The 22,906-nt window shown below is 60.7% G+C and carries 21 protein-coding genes; 13 read left to right on the top strand and 8 right to left on the bottom strand.

The genetic code is table 11. The annotated features are described in order from the left end of the window. Nucleotides 1–8 precede the first annotated feature (8 nt). From AOA61_RS15405 to ureC, 4 genes are all read left to right on the top strand, one after another. Nucleotides 9–521, top strand: coding sequence for a GNAT family N-acetyltransferase (locus tag AOA61_RS15405; RefSeq protein WP_095186046.1), 513 nt, complete (start codon nucleotides 9–11; stop codon nucleotides 519–521). A gap of 3 nt (nucleotides 522–524) precedes the next feature. Then, on the top strand, nucleotides 525–1,058 hold the full coding sequence (locus tag AOA61_RS15400) for an N-acetyltransferase (protein ID WP_032890574.1): 534 nt from the start codon (nucleotides 525–527) through the stop codon (nucleotides 1,056–1,058). Further along, complete coding sequence (locus AOA61_RS15395) at nucleotides 1,055–1,360, top strand: urease subunit beta (protein ID WP_032890572.1); 306 nt, start codon at nucleotides 1,055–1,057, stop codon at nucleotides 1,358–1,360. Before AOA61_RS15400 ends, AOA61_RS15395 begins: the two co-directional genes overlap by 4 nt. Nucleotides 1,361–1,477: 117 nt before the next feature. Further along, on the top strand, nucleotides 1,478–3,178 hold the full coding sequence (gene ureC, locus AOA61_RS15390) for an urease subunit alpha (RefSeq protein WP_032890570.1): 1,701 nt from the start codon (nucleotides 1,478–1,480) through the stop codon (nucleotides 3,176–3,178). A gap of 20 nt (nucleotides 3,179–3,198) precedes the next feature. Here the strand turns inward: ureC and AOA61_RS15385 are convergent, their stop codons facing one another. Beyond that, nucleotides 3,199–8,316, bottom strand: coding sequence for a DUF6543 domain-containing protein (locus AOA61_RS15385; RefSeq protein WP_241150103.1), 5,118 nt, complete (start codon nucleotides 8,314–8,316; stop codon nucleotides 3,199–3,201). Between the two features lie 99 nt (nucleotides 8,317–8,415). Then, a complete protein-coding gene (locus tag AOA61_RS15380) occupies nucleotides 8,416–9,354 on the bottom strand; it encodes a DnaJ C-terminal domain-containing protein (protein ID WP_032890568.1) in 939 nt (312 codons plus the stop codon). 238 nt (nucleotides 9,355–9,592) lie between these two features. Between AOA61_RS15380 and AOA61_RS15375 the strand changes: the two genes are divergently transcribed. After that, nucleotides 9,593–10,861: an Hsp70 family protein gene (locus tag AOA61_RS15375; protein WP_095186047.1), complete on the top strand. Its 1,269-nt coding sequence runs from the start codon at nucleotides 9,593–9,595 to the stop codon at nucleotides 10,859–10,861. A gap of 139 nt (nucleotides 10,862–11,000) precedes the next feature. On the opposite strand, the gene AOA61_RS15370 is transcribed toward AOA61_RS15375, so the two are convergent. From AOA61_RS15370 to AOA61_RS15360, 3 genes are all read right to left on the bottom strand, one after another. Further along, entirely contained in the window at nucleotides 11,001–12,014 is a 1,014-nt protein-coding gene (locus tag AOA61_RS15370) for an AI-2E family transporter (RefSeq protein ID WP_032890564.1), read from the bottom strand. A 145-nt stretch (nucleotides 12,015–12,159) separates the two neighbouring features. Beyond that, nucleotides 12,160–12,459 carry a PsiF family protein gene (locus AOA61_RS15365; protein ID WP_017849707.1) on the bottom strand — a complete coding sequence of 100 codons (300 nt, stop codon included), beginning with the start codon at nucleotides 12,457–12,459 and terminating at the stop codon, nucleotides 12,160–12,162. Nucleotides 12,460–12,529: 70 nt separating this feature from the next. After that, entirely contained in the window at nucleotides 12,530–13,318 is a 789-nt protein-coding gene (locus tag AOA61_RS15360; protein ID WP_032890562.1) for a helix-turn-helix transcriptional regulator, read from the bottom strand. Between the two features lie 97 nt (nucleotides 13,319–13,415). Between AOA61_RS15360 and AOA61_RS15355 the strand changes: the two genes are divergently transcribed. Continuing rightward, entirely contained in the window at nucleotides 13,416–14,294 is an 879-nt protein-coding gene (locus AOA61_RS15355; RefSeq protein WP_099602072.1) for a DMT family transporter, read from the top strand. Here AOA61_RS15355 and AOA61_RS15350 read toward each other — a convergent pair. Then, nucleotides 14,291–15,181 carry a triacylglycerol lipase gene (locus tag AOA61_RS15350; protein ID WP_099602071.1) on the bottom strand — a complete coding sequence of 297 codons (891 nt, stop codon included), beginning with the start codon at nucleotides 15,179–15,181 and terminating at the stop codon, nucleotides 14,291–14,293. The genes AOA61_RS15355 and AOA61_RS15350 overlap by 4 nt on opposite strands. 175 nt (nucleotides 15,182–15,356) lie before the next feature. Between AOA61_RS15350 and AOA61_RS15345 the strand changes: the two genes are divergently transcribed. Beyond that, entirely contained in the window at nucleotides 15,357–15,887 is a 531-nt protein-coding gene (locus AOA61_RS15345; RefSeq protein ID WP_032890557.1) for a bacterioferritin, read from the top strand. 109 nt (nucleotides 15,888–15,996) lie between these two features. On the opposite strand, the gene AOA61_RS15340 is transcribed toward AOA61_RS15345, so the two are convergent. Further along, nucleotides 15,997–18,066, bottom strand: coding sequence for an AsmA family protein (locus AOA61_RS15340; RefSeq protein ID WP_032890555.1), 2,070 nt, complete (start codon nucleotides 18,064–18,066; stop codon nucleotides 15,997–15,999). Nucleotides 18,067–18,411: 345 nt separating this feature from the next. On the opposite strand from AOA61_RS15340, the gene AOA61_RS15335 reads away from it, so the two are divergent. Continuing rightward, the gene (locus tag AOA61_RS15335) at nucleotides 18,412–18,783 is read left to right on the top strand and encodes a hypothetical protein (RefSeq protein ID WP_032890553.1); all 372 of its coding nucleotides are present in this window, start codon (nucleotides 18,412–18,414) and stop codon (nucleotides 18,781–18,783) included. Between the two features lie 153 nt (nucleotides 18,784–18,936). Then, nucleotides 18,937–19,569, top strand: coding sequence for a TetR family transcriptional regulator (locus AOA61_RS15330; protein ID WP_032890551.1), 633 nt, complete (start codon nucleotides 18,937–18,939; stop codon nucleotides 19,567–19,569). Nucleotides 19,570–19,574: 5 nt separating this feature from the next. Here AOA61_RS15330 and AOA61_RS15325 read toward each other — a convergent pair whose 3' ends face one another. Further along, nucleotides 19,575–20,105 carry a C40 family peptidase gene (locus AOA61_RS15325; RefSeq protein ID WP_099602070.1) on the bottom strand — a complete coding sequence of 177 codons (531 nt, stop codon included), beginning with the start codon at nucleotides 20,103–20,105 and terminating at the stop codon, nucleotides 19,575–19,577. A 341-nt stretch (nucleotides 20,106–20,446) separates the two neighbouring features. Here AOA61_RS15325 and ureE point away from each other — a divergent pair, with 341 nt between their 5' ends. Genes ureE through AOA61_RS15305 form a run of 4 tightly spaced genes read left to right on the top strand, consistent with a single transcriptional unit; the run spans nucleotide 20,447 to nucleotide 22,855 of the window. Continuing rightward, nucleotides 20,447–20,947, top strand: a complete 501-nt coding sequence (gene ureE, locus AOA61_RS15320) for an urease accessory protein UreE (protein WP_032890547.1) — start codon at nucleotides 20,447–20,449, stop codon at nucleotides 20,945–20,947. Further along, a complete protein-coding gene (locus AOA61_RS15315) occupies nucleotides 20,944–21,618 on the top strand; it encodes an urease accessory protein UreF (protein WP_099602069.1) in 675 nt (224 codons plus the stop codon). The genes ureE and AOA61_RS15315 overlap by 4 nt, the downstream gene beginning before the upstream one ends. Before the next feature lie 24 nt (nucleotides 21,619–21,642). Then, entirely contained in the window at nucleotides 21,643–22,260 is a 618-nt protein-coding gene (ureG, locus tag AOA61_RS15310; RefSeq protein ID WP_032890544.1) for an urease accessory protein UreG, read from the top strand. Between the two features lie 22 nt (nucleotides 22,261–22,282). Beyond that, complete coding sequence (locus tag AOA61_RS15305; protein ID WP_095186053.1) at nucleotides 22,283–22,855, top strand: HupE/UreJ family protein; 573 nt, start codon at nucleotides 22,283–22,285, stop codon at nucleotides 22,853–22,855. Nucleotides 22,856–22,906 lie beyond the last annotated feature (51 nt).

Below are 22,906 nucleotides of genomic sequence, written 5' to 3'. Positions count from 1 at the left end.
GCCCGGTCATGATTCGTGATGCAATTGAAAGCGACCTGCCAGCCATCCGCGACATCTACAACGATGCGGTACGCAACACCACGGCGATCTGGAACGAACAACCGGTAGACCTGGCCAACCGCTTGGCATGGTTTAACGCGCGTCAGGCCCAGGCGTATCCGATCCTGGTATCGGTCGAGCACGATGAAGTCACCGGCTACGCCTCGTTTGGCGACTGGCGCCCTTTCGAAGGCTTTCGCTACAGCGTCGAGCACTCGGTGTATGTGCGTAACGACCAGCGTGGCAAAGGCCTTGGCCCGCAGTTGATGGCGGCCTTGATCGAACGCGCGCGCATAGGCGGCAAGTACGTGATGGTCGCCGCCATCGAAAGCGGCAACCAGGCTTCGATCCGCCTGCATGAGCGCCTGGGATTTATCACCACCGGGCAAATGCCGCAGGTGGGTATCAAATTTGGTCGCTGGCTCGACCTGACCTTTATGCAACTGGCCTTGAACCCGGGCGCCGAACCGCCCAAGGAGTGATCGATGAGCGCTGCGCAACTGCGTCGAGTCAATGCAGAGAGTTTTGCCCATTACCGCGAGGGCCTGATTGAGCTGTTGCTGGACGCGGTCAAGCACGGCGCATCGGTGGGTTTTATGGCCGACTTCGATGAAGCCCAGGCTCGCGAGTATCTGCGCGGCGTTCAGTCGAGCATCGAAGACGCCAGCCTGCTGCTGTGGGTGGTGGTGCGCGACGAACAGGTGCAGGCCAGCGTGCAATTGGCGCTGTGCCAGAAAGCCAATGGCCTGAACCGCGCCGAGGTGCAAAAGCTGCTGGTGCACAGCAGTGCGCGCCGCCACGGCCTCGGCCAACAACTGATGCACACCCTGGAACTTGCCGCGCGCCAGCACAAGCGCGGCCTGCTGTACCTGGACACCGAAGCCGGCTCCGGGGCCGAAGCGTTCTACCAGGCGCTGCGCTACACCAAGATCGGCGAACTGCCCGATTACTGCCAAAGCCCGGACGGGCGCTACAGTCCGACCGCCATCTACTTCAAGACCCTGGGGCAACCTGCATGATTCCTGGCGAATATCAGATCCAGCCCGGCGAGATCGAACTCAACGTCGGCCGTCGCACCATCACGCTCAGCGTGGCCAACAGCGGCGACCGGCCGATCCAGGTGGGCTCGCACTATCACTTTTTCGAAACCAATGACGCGCTGACGTTTGACCGTGCGGCAAGCCGCGGCATGCGCCTGAATATTCCGGCGGGCACGGCGGTACGGTTTGAGCCGGGGCAGAGCCGTGAGATCGAGTTGGTCGATTTGAGCGGCGGACGGCGGGTATTCGGGTTTGCCGGGCGGGTCATGGGCGATCTTTAGGGCCTCATCGGGGGCAAGCCCCCTCCCACATTTGAATGTGTTCACACATCAAAGGTGGGAGGGGGCTTGCCCCCGATAGCGATTTCACATTCAACACAAATATTTCAGGGCACACACATGAAAATCAGCCGCCAAGCCTACGCCGACATGTACGGCCCCACCGTCGGTGACAAGGTCCGCCTGGCCGACACCGAGCTGTTCGTCGAAGTCGAACAGGACTTCACCGTCTACGGCGAAGAAGTCAAATTCGGCGGCGGCAAAGTGATCCGCGACGGCCAGGGCCAGAGTCAGTTGCTCGCCCATGAAGTGGTGGACACCCTGATCACCAACGCGCTGATCATCGATCACTGGGGCATCGTCAAAGCCGATGTCGGCCTGAAGAACGGTCGTATCCACGCCATCGGCAAGGCCGGCAACCCGGACATCCAGCCCGGCGTGACCATGGCCATCGGCGCCAGCACCGAAGTGATCGCCGGTGAAGGCATGATCCTCACCGCCGGCGGCATTGACTCCCACGTGCATTTCATTTGCCCGCAACAGATCGAGGAAGCGCTGACCAGCGGCGTCACCACCATGATCGGCGGCGGTACCGGCCCGGCCACCGGCACCAACGCCACCACCTGCACGTCGGGCCCGTGGCACCTGGCACGCATGCTTCAGGCCAGTGATTCATTCCCGATGAACATCGGTTTTACCGGCAAGGGCAACGCCAGCCTGCCGGAGCCGTTGATCGAGCAGGTCAAGGCCGGCGCCATCGGTTTGAAGCTGCATGAAGATTGGGGCACCACGCCCGCCAGCATCGACAACTGCCTGAGCGTCGCCGACCAGTACGACGTGCAGGTGGCGATCCACAGCGACACCCTCAACGAGTCCGGCTTCGTCGAAACCACCCTCGCCGCGCTCAAGGGTCGCACCATCCACACCTACCACACCGAAGGTGCCGGTGGCGGCCATGCGCCGGACATCATCAAGGCCTGCGGCTTCCCCAACGTACTGCCAAGTTCGACCAACCCGACGCGGCCGTTCACGCGCAATACCATCGATGAGCACTTGGACATGTTGATGGTCTGCCATCACCTGGACCCGAGCATTGCCGAAGACGTGGCCTTCGCTGAAAGCCGCATCCGCCGCGAGACCATCGCCGCCGAAGACATCCTGCACGACCTCGGCGCGTTCTCGATGATCAGCTCCGACAGCCAGGCCATGGGCCGCGTGGGCGAAGTGATCACGCGCACCTGGCAAACCGCCGACAAGATGAAAAAACAGCGCGGCCCGCTGCCGGGCGATGGCGCCGGCAACGACAATTTCCGCGCCAAACGGTACATCGCCAAGTACACCATCAACCCGGCGATCACCCATGGCATCAGCCATATCGTCGGTTCCATCGAGGTGGGGAAATGGGCTGACCTGGTGCTGTGGCGGCCGGCGTTCTTTGGCATCAAGCCGACCCTGATTCTCAAGGGCGGCGCAATTGCCTCCAGCCTGATGGGCGACGCCAACGCGTCAATCCCCACCCCGCAACCCGTGCACTACCGCCCGATGTTCGCCAGCTTTGGCAGCTCGTTGCACGCCACCAGCCTGACCTTTATCAGCCAGGCCGCGCTGGACGCCGGATTGCCCGACGCTCTGGGGTTGAAGAAGCAGATCGCGGTGGTTAAGGGCTGTCGCGACGTGCAAAAAACCGACCTGATCCACAACGATTACCTACCGGAAATCGAAGTGGATCCGCAGACCTATCAGGTCAAGGCCGATGGTGTGCTGCTGTGGTGCGAACCGGCGGACGTGCTGCCGATGGCACAGCGTTACTTCCTGTTCTGAATCGTCACCCGCTCATGGGCTCAAGCTTCGCTGCCCTGAGCGGGTTGCGGGCTGCGGCCCATGATTTGATCGGTCATGGTGTAGAGCAGTTGCAAGCGCTCCTTTTGCACGGCGCTGATGTCGGAGAAATACTCCTCGTCACTCATCACGTACCCCGGCACGGAGTTCACCGACGATTTGCCCAGCGCCAGCACCGTGGTATCGATCGTCTCGCGCAGCGCTTGCTTTTGCTGCGGCGAAAGATCGCCGTCATTCGCCCATTCCTGTTGGGCGACCTGCAAACTGATCAAGTCATCGCCCCTGACCTGCAGCACCTTGAAGGGTTCCGGGTTCAACGACTCGACGAAGTTGGCCCAAAAGGGTTCCTCCACGATCTGGTTGCGTAGCTGGTCGCCTTCCTCCAACGCCCGCACACGCAGGTAAGCCTCGTCCACCATCGCGCTTGTGACATCCGGCTCGTTGAACATCATGCTCTTGGACTGCCAGGGTAAATCCAGACGCCCGGCCAGCCGTGTGGCATAGGCCAGGTATATCTCGACTTCGTCGATGCTGCGCAGCGCATTTCCCTGGGCGTCGTACTGCCGCACCAACTCACCCTGCGCGTCATATTGAGGAAAATTGCGACCCTGCGCGAGCAGTTCGTTGACTCTCGCTTGAGCGATCCGGCCCAACTCATGGAGCCTTGCGCGCCCCCTGGCCAGGTCCAGCAGTTCGATTTTTTTCAGCTCGACATTGGGAATTGCGTTGGCTTGGGACACCAGCACCTCCCCGCCCATAGCATTGAACAACTGGGCCCCGGCGTCGACACACGTGGTAGGTGCAGCGGCCATTTTGAACAAGGTGTCACACAGCACACTGTCTTCATGCATGGCCTCGATCATGCGCCACACCTTGGCTGTCAAATCGTTCCTGTATTCAGGCGTTCCCGCATCGGAAGATTCGTTCAGTTTGCGCAGTTCATTGAAAAACGGCTCGCTGCCTTCGAGCTCCTCGACCGCGTCCCAGTAGCGGGCTTTCACCACCCACTCCTGTTGCGTCAGGCCGGCCATCCAATGGGCGCTGTCCTGCACGCCCCTGGGGGGAAAACGTCGCCCCGCATCCATCCCGATGGACTCTATATAGAGCTTGAGCCGATCGAGTGCCTCAGGCGCCAGCAACTCACGGGTCACCACGATTCTGGCGATGATCTCTGCCCTGTCCGAGCCCGGCGCCACATCAGGCATTTCAGTGATTGGATTGCCGGTCAGGTCCAGAACAAAACCTCGCGGCCTGGGGTGGGCGAAAAGGCCCGCCGGCAGTGCCTTCAAACCGCAGCCCGCCAGTTCCAGCCATTGCAGAAAACGCAGGCGCTTGAGGTTCAACCACTCACCGATGGGGTTACCGGCCAGTGTCAGCGAAATCAGTCGGGTCATATTGTTGATGTGCTGCGCGGTCTCTGCCGTCAGAACCAAGGCGTTATCGGCCAGGTCCAGCCCCTCCATGAACGGCATGTTCGCAAGGGCGGGCGGCAGGACAGTCAAGCGATTTTCGCTCAGGTCCAACAGCCGCACCCTGCGGAACGCCGACAGAAAACGCGCGCCCTGGTTGGTCAGGTCGCACCGGGTCACCTGCAGGTTGGTGACATGATCGAAGTTGCCTGGCAGCTCTGGCAGGGTTGCCAGCTGCGCCCCGAGCATCCGCTGCTGGTCGCGAGCGCCGCCTCGCAGATTGATCCGCTGCCCTCGCACGTTACCGAGGGGATCTATGTCCGGCTCGCCGGTCATTCTCCAGGCGTTCATGATGGCATCCACAATCCGATACCGTGCGCGCAAAATCGACGGCGTTCTCGGCCCCTTCAAAAGCCAGTTGTAAAACGTCTCTTCAAGGTCTGCGAAATCACGCTCCAACGCACGCAGCCAGGCGTCGTCGGTGAGGCTGCGGTCCTGCAGAAAGGCCTCAACCTGCTCCTCCGTCAAACTGGGGTAAAGCGTTCGCAGCCGACGACGGAAAGTGCCCTCAACTCCGCCCACCCCGCGTCCGCTCAACGGATAGCCCGGCTGGCCGCTCGGTGCGCGCTGCGGGAACCTGAAGAACGGCTTGTTCCGCGGCGCCATGCGCAAGACGTTGCTTAAGGCATCCCGTGGCAGCGCCCGCTGAATGACCAACGCATGCAACTGATCACCTTGGCCGACATGGGGCAGGCTGATCGCGTTGCGATGGGCATCGGGCAAGGCGTGCTGCAACGCTCTATACAAGCTGTCGGTACCGTGTAGTTCATTGCCCTCTTCATCGAAGGGTTGATAAAGCCCATCAGCCACACGCGCCAGCACTTTGCGCTGGCCTGCGTCCTCGGGGCCAAACACCGCGCGCAAGCTGCCATCGAACGAGCCCTCGCGCACTTCAAGCCGGATGTTGTCGTGCCAGCCGGGCAGGTTTTCCAGGGAGTGCAGCACCAGGGTTTCGGTATCCGGGTTGTCCAACCGCTCCAGATACAACCCTTCATAAGCGTGCAACAGACGCATCTGCGCCTGCAGCTTGCGCGCCTCTTCGGCCAGCCGTAAGGGGAGTCGCCCCTTGGCAGTGATGAATTCCAGCTCTTTGGGGGAAGCCGAGTCCAGCAGTTCCTGGGCGATCAGGCTCGGCAAGCGCTTGAAGTCGCGCTGCAAAACCTGCACGGCGGGGCTTTTAGGCGCAAGGCGTTCGCTGTACAGGCTTTTGAAAAGCCGGGTGTGCTGGGTGGCCGCATACTCCGCCAGGCGGCGAGTCAATTCCGCCGCACGCGACGGGGTGTCGAGCCCTATACGCTCACCCAACAGTGGCGTTAACTGTTCGTGGCTGAGGTGCTCGACAATGCGCCTGGACAGCTGGCCCTGCATCAGCTCGGCACGGCTGATCCGGATCAGGTCCCGCCCCGTCGCCAGCCGGTTGCCGTAGCGCACCGCCGAAGTGTCGAGCCCGTCCTCTCCCAACACGTCAATACCCGTGCTGGCCGGCCAATGGGCAAGCTCTGTGACCAGGCTGGCGGCATAACCGGTCAACTCGGCAGAGAGACGTCCAGCCGTGATCTGCCGGTTGAGTTCCTTCGCCTGCCCGTAGGCGCGAAATTGCTGCGCGGTGTCCAGCAACACCGCCGGTACCGGCTCACTTTGCGCGTGCACTCTACGCAACTGGTCCTCGTGGACATCGCTGACCTGACGGATCTGCTCAAGCTCCTCGTCGCTGAAGCCCTCCATCGCAGGGCCGATACGCCGCATCAGCGTCGCCCCTGTCCACTCCTGGGGCCGGTCGGCCTCATGCAGCCACCTGCCCTGGTTGTTGTGGCGCAGCAACGGCTGGTAGGCCTCTGCTCGCGTCGGGTGCTGGATACGGTAATGCCCGGTGGTGGCGTCCTCGACAATACGGTAATGCTTGCCCTCAATAGCGAGCACCGGTTGTCCATTCTGGCGGTACACACCGTGCTCGTCTGCTTGCCCCTGCGGCTCGTAATCCGGTAGTTCATAACCGTCGAGTCGTGGACGCCAAAGGGTCTTCCCGCCTGTGGGCAGGCGTACGTTTCTCAGGCTTTCGACCTGGCCCGACCATTGAACATGCGGCAATACCGCAGCGCCCGCGGCAAAAAATGCAGCATTGAGCGCTACCGAGGAAAAGCAGCGCCACATCTCTTTGATTTCACCCTGTTCATACGCCTCGATGCCATGGAACACGTCAGTCATCATCTGCCCAGCGCCCACCGCCAGCATGATCGGTCCAAGCCCCGGCACCACAAACGCCGCCAGGTTGAATACATTGAGCACCGCGTCCAGGAAACCTGCCATGCGCCTGGCCCGCGCCTGCGCGTCCTCGTCGCCGGTGGGCACGGCCACCGCCCTGGCATAGCTGAGCAGCTTGCGCATATGGGCCTGACGCTGTTCGATCCACACGTCACCGGTGATCTCGAACGCTTCGATCGGCAATCTGGCGGGCTCGGCTTGCAGTACGAAATCCGTCTGCGTGTCGTCGCTTTCCTTTGGTTGATAGAGCTTGTTGAGTTGCTGAAAGAACTCACCTTGATGCTGCACGGGGATGAACTGGCTGAAGAAACGGCGGTAGGCGATGCTGTGCAGGCGCGCTCTCAAATCGGCCATGAACGCGTCGCCGGAGGCATATTCGCGCATCGGCTGCTGCGGATCGTTGGGGATATACACCACCACCCGCTCGGCATCGACACTGCTCAGGCGCTCTGGCCCGATCAGCAATGGCCCGACGAGCACAATGCCGAAGATTTTCAACGCCGCAAACGTGACCGGGCTGCCATCGAGGTAAGCGTTGCGCGAGCCGCTGAGCACCTGATCGAGCATCCGCCGTGCGCTGGCACTCACACCCGCTCTCCCGTTGGCGTCAGCCAACCGTTGCCGGCTGGCAATATCGAGACTCAGGGTAAATTGCTGGCGTTGGTGCGCATGCAATTGGTTCTCCAGTGCGGTGCGCTGGGTTTGATCCTGCGGTTCAAGCACCGCCTTGAGATGCTCCTGATACAACTTACCCACGTTCAGCGAGCGACACAGCTGGGCAAACTCGTGAGGCAGGATGGCCACGGCCTGACCCTCCAGAACGTCGAACCCCGGGATCACCTCCCCTTCGAACGCGCTGAATCGAGTGATGATCGAGCAATCGCGGCAACTCAAGGGTTGTTCTTCAGAAGGCTCGAAGTTGGCCAAGGCGGCTTCAAGCAGTGTTACGCCGCGATAACGGTAATTGGCATCCGGACTGCTGGTTTGATCGACGGTAAAAAATCCACCAAAGGCAGCTTGCTCTTTTCCGGGAGTGTACTTGCGGGCGAAGTACACCTGCCTGACATCCAGGTCCAGGTTGAAACGTTGCTGAATCTGCGCTTTAAGCAGCGGCTCGGCGAAATCGAGCACGTCGTCAATGCGGGCAAGGTTGTCTTCGAGGTCGCGCTGAGCGGCGCGAAAGCGGGTGTGAGCGACCGCGAGGCTGGCTCGACCTGCCGAGTCGGCTTTCAGGTACCAATCCGGCAGTTGCAGCGAGTGGTCGGCCAACTCTTGCTGGCGCTGCTTGGGCGCCTGCAGAAACCAGGAAGGGACGCGGCTTTTCAGGAAGTCGTAATGCACTCCGCTATAGCCGGGCGAGGAAGAAGCGGGTGAAGGTATGTTTGGCATTTGGGCTCATCCGTGGCCAGGAATTAAGCCCTCAGCCTATCGAACGCCCTTGCGCCAAAAGGCACATATAGTTGTGCCGTTTGGCGCTTTTGCGTCAGTTCAGAACTGTTCGCGCGGGTTGAACGCGGCTTTCTCCGCCAGCGCCTGCCACAAGGCCTTGACCTCGTCGTCGGCAGCTTTGGGCATCACAGCCTTGAGCTGCACGAACAGGTAACCGCGCTGGCCCGCCTTGTTCAGCAAGCCGTGGCCCTTGGCGCGCATGCGCTGGCCGTTCTGGCTGCCCGCCGGCACCTTGAGGTTGATCTTGCCGGTCAGCGTCGGTACGGCCACTTCAGTGCCCAGCGCCAGTTCCCACGGCGCCAGCGGCAGGTTGATGATCAGGTTTTCGCCATCCACTTCAAACTTGCTGTGGGGCGCAAACTTGATGATCAGGTACAGATCGCCGTTGGCCCCACCGCCGATGCCCGGCGCGCCCTGAGCCTTGAGGCGGATGCGCTCGCCGTCGGTCACACCGGCGGGGATCTTCACGTTCAGGCTCTTGGTGGTGTTGCTCACATGCCGGCCCGAGGCGTCGTATTGCGGCACCTGGAAGCTGATCTGCTTGGACTCGGTGGACAGCGTTTCTTCAAGCGACACCGTCAGTTGCATCTCGACATCCTGGCCTTTGCGCCCGGCCGGACGGCGCTGGCCGCCGCCGAAAGCATCGCCACGGTTACCGAAGATCGAACTGAAGAAGTCCGAAAAGTCCTCCCCCTGCCCGCCGCCGCCAAAGCCGCCACGGCTCTGCCAGCCCGGTGGCCCCTGGAACGGCTGGCCGTGCTGGCCGTATTTGCGCAGTTCATCGTATTCGGCGCGCTTATCGGCGCTCTTGAGCGCTTCATAGGCTTCGGACGCGTCCTTGAACTTGGCTTCGGCGTCTTTTTCCTTGCTCACATCGGGGTGATATTTACGCGCGAGTTTGCGATAGGCGGCCTTGATTTCCTTGTCATCGGCGCTCGGCTCGACACCCAATATCTTGTAGTAGTCTTTGAAATCCATCGGCGGTTCACCATCCTTCATCGAGATCGCACAGCCCTGGGCACAACGTGCGCTGCTTTGCACCTGTTGAGTCTTGTGGCCTGGGGGTACGTCAGAGTTTTATCGGCACTTGCCGTATGCACCAGATGTGGGGGCAAATCCCACACTTTCAAGCACGATTTAACGGATGGTCGGCCTACGCATCCGCCTTCGACTGGCATACACTGCGCGGCCGTTTTTCGACCGGAACCCGATAGACATGAAAAACCCATCCCCAGCCCGTGCTTGTGGTATCGACTTTGGCACGTCCAACTCCACCGTCGGCTGGATCCGTCCCGGCGAGGAGACGCTTATCGCGCTGGAGGACGACAAGATCACCCTGCCGTCGGTGGTGTTCTTCAACTTCGAGGAGCGCCGCCCGGTATACGGTCGCCTGGCGCTGCACGAGTACCTGGAAAACTACGAAGGCCGCCTGATGCGCTCGCTCAAGAGCCTGCTGGGTTCCAAGCTGATCAAGCACGACACCAGCGTGCTGGGTACGGCAATGCCGTTCACCGACCTGCTGGCACTGTTTATCGGCCAGCTCAAGAGCCGCGCCGAAGCCAACGCCGGCCGCGAGTTCGAAGAAGTGGTACTGGGCCGCCCGGTGTTCTTCGTCGATGACGATCCGATGGCCGACCAGGAAGCGGAAAACACTCTGGTGGATGTGGCGCGCAAGATCGGCTTCAAGGATATCTCGTTCCAGTACGAACCAATTGCGGCCGCGTTCGACTACGAGTCCACCATCGAGAAAGAAGAGTTGGTGCTGATCGTCGACATCGGCGGGGGTACGTCCGACTTCTCCCTGGTGCGCCTGTCGCCCGACCGCCGTCACAACGACAACCGCCATGACGACATCCTCGCCACCGGCGGCGTGCATATCGGCGGTACCGACTTCGATAAGCAACTGAGCCTGCAAGGCATGATGCCGCTGTTCGGCTACGGCAGTCGTATGAAAAGTGGCGCCTACATGCCCACCAGTCACCACATGAACCTGGCTACCTGGCACACCATCAACTCGGTGTACTCGCAAAAATCCCAACTGGCCTTGGGCAGCATGCGCTATGACATCGAAGACACCGGCGGCATCGACCGCCTGTTCAAGTTGATCGAACAGCGCGCCGGGCACTGGCTGGCGATGGAAGTGGAAGAAACCAAGATCCAGCTGACCCACGCAGACAGCCGCCATGTGGCGCTGGACCGTATCGAAGCGGGCCTGAGCGTCGACTTGAGCCGGGCGCTGTTCGAATCGTCCATCGACGCCCTGCTGGAGCGTGTGCGCGGCAGCGTGACGCAACTGCTCAACGACGCTTCCGTGACCGTGGCGCAAGTGGACACGGTGTTCTTTACCGGTGGTTCCAGCGGCATTCCGGCGCTGCGCCACAGCATCTCAGCGATGCTGCCGAATGCGCGGCATGTGGAAGGCAATATCTTTGGCAGCATCGGCAGCGGTCTGGCGATTGAGGCGAGCAAGCGGTACGGCTGCTGAGTTTCACCTGAAATACGGTGGTGACTTCATCGGGGGCAAGCCCCCTCCCACACTGACTGTATTCACAAATCTATATGTGTAAACACAGTAAATAGGAGGGGGCTTGCCCCCGATGGCGCCCACCCAGGCACAACACGCCTTAAACCATCCCTCCGAGTTTCAGCTCACTCTTCAGATACGCATAGTAGATCGGCCCTGCCACCACGCCCGGCAGACCGAATGCGGCTTCAAACACCAACATCGCGAGCAGCAATTCCCACGACTTGGCACTGATCTGCCCGCCAACAATGCGCGCATTGAGGAAGTACTCGACCTTGTGGATCACGATTAAATAGCCCAACGCCGCCACTGCCACCCAGATCGACAGCGACAGCGCGACGATGGTGATCAGGGTGTTGGACATCAGGTTGCCGATCACCGGCAGCAGGCCGAGCAGGAAGGTCAGCACGATCAGGGTTTTGGTCAGCGGCAGGTGAATGCCACACAGCGGCAGCACCACGGCGAGGAATATGGCGGTGAAGGCGGTGTTGAGCGCGGCGATCTTGATCTGAGCGAAGACGATGTTGCGAAAGGCCTGGACCAGCAGGTGCAGGCGGTCGAACAGCGCCGCCGCCAGGGGCTTGCGCTTGGTCAGGTCAGGCACGCGCTGCAGGGCGATGATCGCGCCGAGCACCATGCCGATCAGCAGAGTGACGAACATGTGCGCGGCGTCTTTGCCCACCAGTTGCAGCTCGCTCAGGTGTTTGCTCAGCCACTCACCGATGGCCACACGGAATTCGGCGGCGCTGGCCGGCAAGTAGGCGTCGAGGAATGGCGGAAGTTGGCCCCGCGCGCGGTCGACCACGCCCATGAATTTGTCGAGGGAAGCCCCGGGATTTTCCGCTTCGTGGAGCAGGAAGCTAATGGCGCCGGCGAAGATCAGCGCAAGCACGCTGACAATCAGGGTCCCGAGCAACGCCACTGCCAGCCAGCGCGCGCGGCGGCCTTCGATCAGCCGTTGCAGTTGGGGGGTGAGCATGTTGACCAGTTCATAGACCAACAAACCGGCCAGCAGGCTGGGCAGCAATTTCAGCGGCAGCACCAGCAGCAGTCCGCCGAAAATGATGATGTAGCTGGCCAGCAACAACACATGACGCTGAGAAAACGTTGGCATACAGCCTCAAAACGAACGGCGTTAAAGGATGGGCAGTCTGCCAGCCTTCAGAGAATCAAGCGAGTGGATAGGTTGTGAATGCGATCAAGTGTGAGAGGGGCACCTCCCCTCCCACATTTAATCTTCAGCACCTACGAAATCGTGATCAACCTTTGAGGCAGGTGCTCATGAACGTCTTGCGCGCATCGCCGGTCAGCGCTTTGGTTTTCGCCGACGCATTGCAATCCTTCATCTTCTGCTGCTGCGGCGTCAGGGTCTTGGCGTCATTGGCAGCCGGGGCCGACAGGCAGGTTTTCATGAACGCCTTGCGCTCGTCGCCCTTGAGCGTCTTGGTGGTGGCCTCAGCATTGCAGGTGGTCATTTTGTTTTGCTGGGCAGTGGCGGCAAAGCCTTGGGAACACAGCAGCAAGCCCATCATCAATAACGGAATACGCAGCATCTTCATGGAGTTTTCTCCCTGTTACCACGCCGATGGGCATGGCCTATCCGCAGTGTAGTCAAAGCCTGTTACATCTTCATCCACAGCGAATATTCGTCCGGCGGTACTGCTCCGGCGTGCAGCCAGCATGGCGCTGAAACATCGCGATAAACGCCGAGGCGGTGCTGTAGCCGAGGTCGAACGCCACCTGCTGCACGCTGCGTTCGCTGTCGAGGGCTTCGATGGCCGCCAGGTAGCGCAGACGCTGGCGCCATTCACCGAAGCTCATGCCCAACTCGCGCACAAACTGGCGCGCCAGGGTGCGTTCGCTCACATGCACCTGTTCAGCCCATTGCGCCAGCGGGCGGTTATCGCCGGGGTCGGCCTGCATGCCTTCCAGGACGCCAAGCAGCCCTGGGCGGCGGGCGTAGGGCAGGAAACCGTCGTGGATCGGTGCCTGCCGCAGTTGATCCACCAACACTTGGGCCAGGCGGATATCGGCTTCGGAATGCGGAATATTCACGTCACGCCGGGCGAAGTCGCGCAGGATCGCCTTGAGAATGTCGCTGATCGCCAGTGTGCAAGGCTGTTGTGGCAGTTGCTCGCAGAGCTCGGGGGCCAGGCCGACCGAGTGATAGACAATCGCCTGGGCGTTGTAGGAGCTGTGCTCAGTATTGGGTGGGATCCAGACCGCGTACTGCGGCGGCGACATAAAGCGGTTACCGGCCACTTCCATGCGCATCACACCGCTGGCGGAGTAATCCAGCGAGCCCCAGAAGTGCTGGTGCGGCGTGCACTCGGTGTCAGGGGCAAAGTCGGAATAACGGAAGTAGACCGGGCTGGGCAAGCTACGGAAATCGGCGAGGCGTACGGTGTGTCGGGCCATATTGTCTGGATGCAAAGGTGAGTTGTCTGGATCGAAGTATAGGCTTCGATCCAGACAGGGGATAATCCCCCTTCATCAACGCACTTGGTTTCTTTCGATGCAGTACGCGTATCCCCTGCTGGCCATTTTTATCTGGGCCGGCAACACCGTGGTCAACAAACTGGCCGTGGGCTCGATTTTCCCGTCGGAGATCGGTTTTTACCGCTGGCTGCTGGCGGCGCTACTGTTCACGCCGTTCATGCTCAAGCCGGTGATCGCTCACTGGGCGCAGATCCGCCCGAATCTGGGCAAGATCGTCATCCTCGGCGTGCTGGGCATGGCCGTGTACCAAAGCCTGGCGTATTACGCCGCCTCCCTGACCACCGCCACCAACATGGGCATCATCCTGTCGCTGATGCCGTTGATGGCCCTGACAGCAGCGATCATCAGCCTCGGCCAACGCCTGACCTTCGGCGCACTCACCGGGGCTGTGCTGTCGTTTGCCGGTGTGGTCGTGGTGGTGTCGTCCGGCAGCCTGGGCGCGCTGTTGCAACACGGGGTCAACCTGGGCGACGCCATGATGCTGGTCGCCACCCTGGCCTACGCGGTCTACAGCACCTTGCTGAAAAAATGGCAGCTGCGCCTGCCGCCGTTGGTGTTGCTGTATTTGCAGATACTGGTGGCGGTGGTGGTGGTGTTTCCGCTGTTCCTGTTCTCGGCCAAAACCGGCCTGAGCTGGGCAAATATCCCACTGGTGCTGTACGCGTGTTTACTGGCGTCGATGCTCGCGCCGTTGGCGTGGATGCACTCGGTGAAGACCTTGGGACCAAGCCGTACCACGCTGTTTTTCAACCTGCTGCCGTTGATTACCGCGTTGATTGCGGCGGTGGTATTGAAGGAGGAGCTGGCGTTGTATCACCTGGTGGGCGGTTTGCTGACCTTGGGCGGGGTGATCTTGTCGGAGCGCTGGACCACACCGGTGCGCCGACGGGCTTAAACACCCGCCGCTTTCAAGCGCAGGGCATGCTCCACAAACAATCGGATCGGCTCGGCGCCCTTGCCCACCAGCCCCATGGACTGATTGACGATATCAAAATGGTCCAGGGCAAAATCATCACCAATCACCGTGCCCAGGTGTGAGCTGTAGCGCCCGACCATGCCATCACACTGGCCCTTTTCCCGCACAAAGCTGCGGGCGAACAAGCGGCAACTGCGGTGGGTACCATCAAACAAATTACGGCCCCGATCCGTGATGCCCGGCTGCAACGTGCCGGACCACGAGTAATAGCGCACGCCGTTGACCACCTCCGCACCCTGCCCGCCCCATGTCTCGGGTAAGCCTTGGGGATACCGGCGATTGAACAAAGCCACACCTTCACTGGTGAGGGAATGGTGAGACGCCTGCAGATCCGCCTTGAAGCGCGGCCCGCGATAACCGGTTTCCAGCACACCCATCACCCAGGCGACCAGGTGAAACAGCGAGCTCATGATCCGGCCCTTGGCGCCGTCGATGGGGTAATGGATGTGGATATGGTCCGCCAGCTCAGAACCGTGGTTCGGCCCGGCCACCGAAGTCACCGACGCCACCCAATCCGGGCGCAGGGCTGCTGCATAGCGCGCAGTCAGTGAGCCTTGGCTATGGCCGATCAAGTTGACCTTTTCCGCCCCAGTCTCGCGGCGTATGCGCTCGATCTGCACCAGCAGTTGCTCGCCACGCACCTCGCTGGAGTCCAGCGGTGCCACCTGTATCGGGAATACCAGGGCCCCGCCAGCCCGCAAGGCCGGGACGATGCCATACCAGTAGGGAAAAAACCCGATGCGCACAAATCCGAGCATGCCGGGCACCAATACCAGGGGATAGCGTGTGGCCAACGACTGTGACATGAAGCGAATATCCTCGCAGCGCGTTTGATGCAATGCAGCCTAGCCCAGTTGCAAGTCGGGCTCGTGACGCGAGAGGTAAATCCGATAAAACTTTTTGCGCTGCCCGGCACTCACAACTTGGAGCGATCACGCCGACAGAGCGTGGCGTAACCCGGATTAGCCCCAGGAGATTGAGATGACTGAAGCAAACTTGACCGACGTTGCGACCCTGCGCAGCCGCGCCCGCCAGAACGTCGAAAACGGTGCCGTGACCGAAGGCTACGACGCCGACCGCGAAGAAATTATCCGCCTGCTCAACGCGTCGCTGGCCACCGAACTGGTGTGCGTGCTGCGCTACAAACGCCACTACTTCATGGCCAGCGGCGTTAAAGCAGCCGTCGCTGCAGAGGAATTTCTGGAGCACGCCACCCAGGAAGCCGAACATGCCGACAAACTGGCCGAGCGAATCGTGCAGCTGGGCGGCGAGCCGGAGTTCAACCCCGATCTGTTGTCGAAGAACTCCCACGCGCAGTACGTGGCCGGTAACAGCTTGAAGGAAATGGTCTACGAAGACCTGGTCGCCGAGCGCATCGCGGTGGACAGCTACCGCGAGATCATCCAGTACATCGGCGACAAAGACCCGACCACTCGCCGCCTGTTTGAGGAGATCCTCGCTCAGGAAGAAGAGCATGCGGACGATATGGCCGACATCCTCGAAAGTCTTTAAATAGCGTAAATCCCATGTGGGAGGGGGCTTGCTCCCGATAGCGGTGATTCAGTCTCAGAGGTACAGACTGACATACCGTTATCGGGGGCAAGCCCCCTCCCACATTTGGTTAGCCTTTAACGGTCTTCGGCGCCTTGCCTTCTTTCATCTGCTGCAGCAGCGGCGCGCACTCATTGGGCTCGCCACCACTTGGGGCGACCAACGCAAGCAAGCCGGCAGCAGGACCGGCGATCACGCCCAGCGCCACCATGCCCGCGCCGCGTAGGGCTAATGGAATGGCCTTGACCCCGGCATTCGGCTTGATAAACGGCCCGTTCACATACAGCGGCGAGCGCAGGGAGAAGAGACGGAAGCCTTTGGATTCCGGGGTGACGGTCAGGTCCAACTGCTCAGTGGCCATGTTCGCGGTGCCATCGATGTAGATGATGGCGTTCTCGGTATCGAACACAAACAGCCGCGTAGTCGCCAAGCCGGTCTTGATGCCGAAGTCCGCGGCGGCACAGTTGATCTTCACTTCCTTATCGCCGAACAAGCGGCCCACCACGTAGTTGCCCACGTTGAGCCCGGCGATTTCCATCAGGCCACGGCTGATGGCGCCGTCGTTGATCAGCATCTTCAGGTCACCATTGGAACTGCCCAGCAGCGCCGCCACGGAGTTACCTCGCCCGGCAATATCGGCATCGCCGTTGAGTTCACCGAAGCTGGTTTTCATCGGCTCGAAGCTCGGGAACAGCTGCTTGAGCTTGAAATTGCGCGCGGTCAATTTGGCGCGACCTTCCATCGGTGTGATGCGGCCATTCAGGCGAATCTGCGCATCGAGCTTGCCACCAGCGACGCCGAAACGCAGTGGTTCCAGGCTCAGCTCGCCGTCGTTGAGCACCAGATGGGTATAAAGATCGGTAAAGGGTAATTCGGCACTGTGCACGATACGTTTACCGGTGAATTCCACATCGGCATCCATGTCGCGCCAGCGTTCGGTGCGGAACTCTTCCACCGGCAGCACTTTGGTCGCCGGCTGTTTGCTTTCGCCGCCACGGGCCTTTTGCTTGGCGTTGGAGTCGGCGCCGATCAAGGGTGCAAGGTCAGTCATCAGCAACTGGTTGGAGACCAGCGCGCCGCTGAGCTTGGGCCGTGGCTGGCTGGCGACGTAAGCGAGGTTGCCGTGAATGTCGCTGTTGCCGATCTTGCCGTTGAAGTTGTCGTAGCGGAAGGACGCGCCGCTGGCATCGTGCAGCTTGGCGATCAAGTGGCCGTCGGTGGCGTAGGCCGGCGAGTCCGGCAGCGTGACGCCGGTCAGTGGATACAGGTTGCCCAGGCTGCTGCCGGACAGCTTCAGGCGCAGGTCAAGAGCGCCGAGGTTGAGCGGGTCGGTCAGGGTGCCAGCCAAGGCGATGTTGGTGTCAGCGATCTTGACTTGGGCCTGTAGCGGGAACGGCTTGGCCGCATCCTGCAGGGCCAGCAGGCCGCCGATCTTGCCGGTGCCATCGAGCTTCTGGCCGTGATACTGGCCTTTGACCTTGAGGGCGAACGCATAGTCCTGGGGCGCCGAGCCTTTCTCCAGAGCCTTCTTGGCATCGGCATCGCCGACGATTTCACCAAAGGGAATCGGTTTGCCCAAGGGGTCAATGATCACGTCGAGCTGGGTCTTGAGGGTCTGGTCATCCAGCGTCACGTGGCCTTTGTCAAAGCCGATGGCACCGATGTCCACCACCCAGTTGGAGGGTTCGGCATTGGGGTCTTTAGGGTCGAACGTGAAGGTCCAGTTGGCGCGACCATCGGCTAGGCGCTGTAACTCTGCACTCGGTTCGGTGAGATCGATACGCGGGATAACCACACGCTGTGCCAGCAGAGCCAGGGGCGAAATACGCAGCTCGACTTTCTTCAACGAAACCATCTGCGGTTTTTTCGACCAGTCCGGGTTACCCAGGGTCAAGTCTTCGGCAATCACGTGGGGCCATGGCACCCAGGCACGCCAGCCGCCTTCATCGGGCTCTCGCTGCCACACCACGGCGAGGTTGCCGTTGATGGCAAACGGGCGATGCAGTTCTTCGGAGACTTTGGCATTGAGGGGCGGTTTGATGCGATTCCAGTCAAAAAACACCAGGACCAGGACTGCAACGGCGATTAACAGAACGAAGCTGGCGCAGCTCCAAGCGACGATTTTACGAGTGCGCGTCATTGCACAGGACTCCTCAACACGAATAGCTGAACTACAGCTCATAAGAGTACGACTGGCAAACCGTCCGGGGGTTTAACCCAGTGGTCAATTTAGTCGCAAAAAGCCATTTTCCTGATCGATCAGACAAATCCAATCATCAACGGCGCACCATTGTTACCCAGGTTCGTGTCGAAAATACCCACCACGGTGCAAAACCGCGTGCTTGAGAGGTCCGGTCTAGAGCCTCTGCGAGGAACAATCAATTCTGTTGATTATTACCATTGTGTTTATGAACTTTTATATCGACATATCGAGAGTAGCATTAGCCCTGTACCCACTTTATCGCCCTCCCAAGGAGCAACCATCATGAAACGCCAAGTACTCGCTACCGTCCTGTTGTCCATCATGGCTTCCAGCGCCTTTGCCCTGCCAGCCGCCGAACAAGTGACCCCACAAGTCAAAGCCGACGCCGTGCACGCCAGCCAAACTCTGGCCCGCAGCGGTTCGCAAGAAGAAGATAGCCGTGACTACGCCAAAGGCGCTGTTGCAGAAAACGGTTCGGATCAGATCAGCAAACGCGCTCACGCCGAAGGCCTGACCGAAAACGGTCGCGATCGCCTGCAAGAGAAAGGTCTGGTTGAAGACGGTGCCGATCAAATCAGCAAGCGCGCTTACACTGAAGGTGTTGCCGAAGACGGTTCTGATCGCCTGAAAGAACAAAACCAAGCACAGAGCTAACCCTGTGGTAGCCCAGAAAAAAGCCCGATCACCCGACCGGGCTTTTTGACTTTTTGTAGAACCTGTCACGCAACGCGCCCCCGCCAAGTTCGACGCCAACAGAGCTGTTTTGCTAGAGTGCGTCGCTGTACTTGCCGACAAAGCCCCCCGCCCATGCTGCCCCGCGCCGAACAGAAGCAACAGACCCGCCTTGCCTTGATGGACGCTGCCCGCCATCTGATGGAGTGTGGCCGTGGGTTTGGCAGCCTGAGCCTGCGTGAAGTAGCCAAGACGGCCGGCATCGTTCCCACTGGTTTCTATCGCCATTTTGCCGATATGGACCAGCTTGGACTTGTCTTGGTGAGTGAGGTCGGCCAGACCTTTCGCGCTACCATCCGCCTGGTGCGCCACAACGAATTCGTGATGGGCGGCATTATCGACGCCTCGGTGCGGATCTTTCTCGATGTGGTCTCAGCCAACCGTTCGCAATTCTTGTTCCTGGCCCGCGAGCAATACGGTGGCTGCCTGGCCGTGCGCCAAGCCATCAGCGCCCTGCGCGAAGACATCACCCGCGACCTAGCGGCGGACCTGACGCAGATGCCCAAGTTGCAGCACCTGGACCCCGATGGCCTGCACGTGATGGCAGACCTTATCGTCAAAAGCGTGTTTGCCACCCTGCCCGATATCATCGACCCGCCGGCTCATGCGTTGCCGGCTCACCTCACGCCCCAGGCGAAAATCACCCAGCAACTGCGCTTTATCTTCATCGGCCTCAAGCACTGGCAGGGCTTGGGCAGTACCGAGTAAACCGGTCACCCGGCCGAATGGAAACGCTTGGCGGTGGTGTAGTTTTTGCTCCAATAGCGATTGCTCAGTGAATCGATACGCACCGTCTTACCGGTACGGGGTGAGTGAATGAATTTGCCCTCGCCTATATAGAGGCCGACATGGCTGACCTGACCGCGCCCATTACCTTTGAAAAACACGGCATCCCCAGGTTTCAGCGCATGACGCTTGATCGTCATCGCATCTGAACGGTGCATTGCCGCCGTGGTGCGGGGTATACGGATATTGGCCTGGGTCTTGAACAGATAAACCAGAAAGCTACTGCAGTCGAACCCCTGCTCTACCGTGCTCCCTCCCCACTTATAGGGTGTGCCCAGCAACTCATGGGCGCGGTCGATCACATCGTTGATGGACGGTTTGGACGGCAAGGCCTGTAGGGCTTGCAGGGGAGTGCTGGCCGCCATCGGAGCCACCGCACGCTTTTGGACATTGGCCGAGGATGAGGGCGTAACCAGATAAAGACTGAACACGAATAAACACAAAATTGATCGAAACATGATGGAACCCGTCGTGAATGTTTAGCACGCGGCGAATCCTAAAGATCCTGCGCGTAAGCCGACGAACTCCAAATCCTCAATTCCCGTAGGACTAATCCGAAAACACCCAGAAACGAAAAGGACGAAAGGAACTTCATACACGCCGCATCGCCCTCGACGCCAAAACGCCCCTCTTTGGCGCTATAAAGGTGTCAACGCACCAATTTGAAACACTCCCACCAAGCACTAACGCCCTATTCGGTAGCACTCCCCCGCGTACCGACAGAGATTTCCTACATCAACCCGTGATTGGCAAGCCACTTGCTCTAGCTGTTTCATCGCTCATAGCTGGAAGCTTCCTGATGCTGGTGATCCACCGCCGAATCGCCCCCCAAGCCCTCTGGGCCGCTGAGTTGCTGCTGACTTTCGAAGCGCGCAGCAAGAGCCGCCTGCGCTGTTTCAGTACTGACGGCGAAGACGTTGGCTTGTTCCTGGAGCGCGGCCAGCCGCCGTTGCACGATGGCGAATGCCTACAGGCTGAAGACGGACGTGTCGTACGTGTATGCGCACGGCCTGAACAACTGCTGCACGTCACCTGCGCCAATGCCTTTGAACTGACACGCGCGGCCTATCACCTCGGCAACCGCCATGTGGCGTTGCAGGTTGGGGATGGCTGGCTACGCCTGCTCGACGACTACGTGCTCAAGGCCATGCTTGAACAGCTGGGCGCCACCACGCAGACCCTCGAAGCGCCATTCCAGCCGGAGCACGGCGCCTATGGCGGCGGCCATCATCATTCGCGCCATGGCGATGAAGATTTCAACTACCCGCCCAAGCTGCACCAGTTCGGCGTGCGTTTATGAACCCAGCCTGGGCGTTGCTGCGTCTGGCCAGTCCGCAATTGCCGATTGGCGGCTACAGCTATTCCCAAGGGCTGGAAATGGCCGTGGAGAACGGCCGCGTGAAGGATGCGGCCAGCGCCCGCCGTTGGATCAGCGACCAGTTGCTGCTGAACCTGGCACGTTTCGAAGCACCGTTGCTGCTCGCCCATTGCCGCGCCGCTGCTGCAGAGGATTGGCCGACACTCTCGCAACTGTGCGAAGAGCACCAAGCCAGCCGCGAGACCCGCGAGCTATATCAAGAGAGCCGCCAGATGGGCTACTCCCTGCAACAACTGCTCAACGGTCTGCCGGAACTGGACAGCCAGGCCCGCACCTTTCTTGAGCAACGCAGCGAACCTCATCTGGCTCTGGGCTGGGCCCTGGCCGCACGCGCCTGGACCATCAACCCCGACGACGCCCTCGCCGCCTGGCTGTGGAGCTGGTTGGAAAACCAATTGGCGGTGCTGATGAAAACCCTGCCCTTGGGCCAACAAGCCGCCCAGCGCCTGACCAGTGAACTGCTGCCGCTGCTGCAACAAGCCCAGCAGGACGCGGGCCGCGTCGACCCCCACCATTTCGGCAGCGCAGCGTTCGGCCTGTCACTGGCGTGCATGGCCCACGAGCGCCAATACAGCCGCCTGTTCCGTTCCTAGGAGCTCTTTATTTTGGAGAAGCAAATGAACACACAACCCCTGCGCGTCGGCATCGGCGGCCCGGTCGGCTCCGGCAAAACCGCCCTGACCCTTGCCCTGTGCCTCGCACTGCGCGACCGCTACAACCTGGCAGTGGTCACCAACGACATCTACACCCGCGAAGACGCCGACTTCCTGGTACGTAACGAGGCCCTGGCGCCCGAACGCATCATCGGTGTGGAAACCGGCGGCTGCCCGCATACGGCCATCCGTGAAGACGCCTCGATCAACCTGGAAGCGGTGGACCAACTCAACCGTCGCTTCCCGGGCCTGGACCTGATCCTGGTGGAGTCCGGCGGCGATAACCTGTCGGCCACGTTCAGCCCGGAGTTGTCAGACCTGACCATCTACGTGATCGATGTCTCCGCTGGCGACAAACTGCCGCGCAAAGGCGGCCCAGGTATCTGCAAGTCAGACCTGCTGGTGATCAACAAGATCGACCTGGCGCCCTTGGTCGGCGCCTCGCTGGAGCTGATGAACAGCGACACCCAGCGCATGCGCAACGGCAAACCCTTTGTGTTCAGTAACCAGAAAACCGGCGTCGGCCTGGACGAGATCGTCGCTTTTATCGAGCGCCAGGGCCTGCTGACCACTGCCGCCTGATCAACCCATAAGGAACCTGTTTATGAGCCTCAACAAACTCTTCGCCGCCGCCGCTCTGCTGCTTGCCCCAGCTTTGGCTTTCGCTCACCCCGGCCACGGCGACAATGGCCTGATGGCCGGTATCAGCCACCCGCTGGGCGGCCTTGATCACCTGCTGGCCATGGTTGCAGTCGGCCTGTGGGCAGCCCAGCAAAAAGGCGCCGCCCGTTGGGCCCTGCCGTGCACCTTCGTCGGCACCATGTTGATCGGCGGCGTGCTGGGTTTTGAAGGGCTGGCATTACCCGCGCTGGAAAGCGGGATTGCCGCGTCGGTGCTGGCGCTGGGCCTGGCAGTGGCGCTGGCGGTGCGTCCACCACTGTTCATGGCTGTGGGCGCTACGGCGTTGTTTGCGCTGTTCCACGGGGTGGCGCATGGCCTGGAGCTGCCGGACATGTCCAGCCCTTGGACGTATGCGGCCGGTTTTGTCGGGGCAACTGCTGCGTTGCACGCTGCCGGCTATGCCGTGGTGCGGTTTCTGCCTGCGGCGGCGGCCCCGTTGGTGCGGGTTGCCGGTGCTGCTTCAGCGGCGACCGGGGTTTGGTTGCTCGCGGGCTGAGTTGCGGGGCTATTGAGGGCCTCATCGGCCCCCTCCACATTTTGATGCGTG

The organism is Pseudomonas sp. 2995-1 (assembly GCF_002742505.1).
In the GTDB taxonomy this organism is placed as follows: domain Bacteria; phylum Pseudomonadota; class Gammaproteobacteria; order Pseudomonadales; family Pseudomonadaceae; genus Aquipseudomonas; species Aquipseudomonas sivasensis.
The sequence above is the reverse complement of the archived record's forward strand: the minus strand, read 5'-3'. Positions and strand labels throughout refer to the sequence as shown.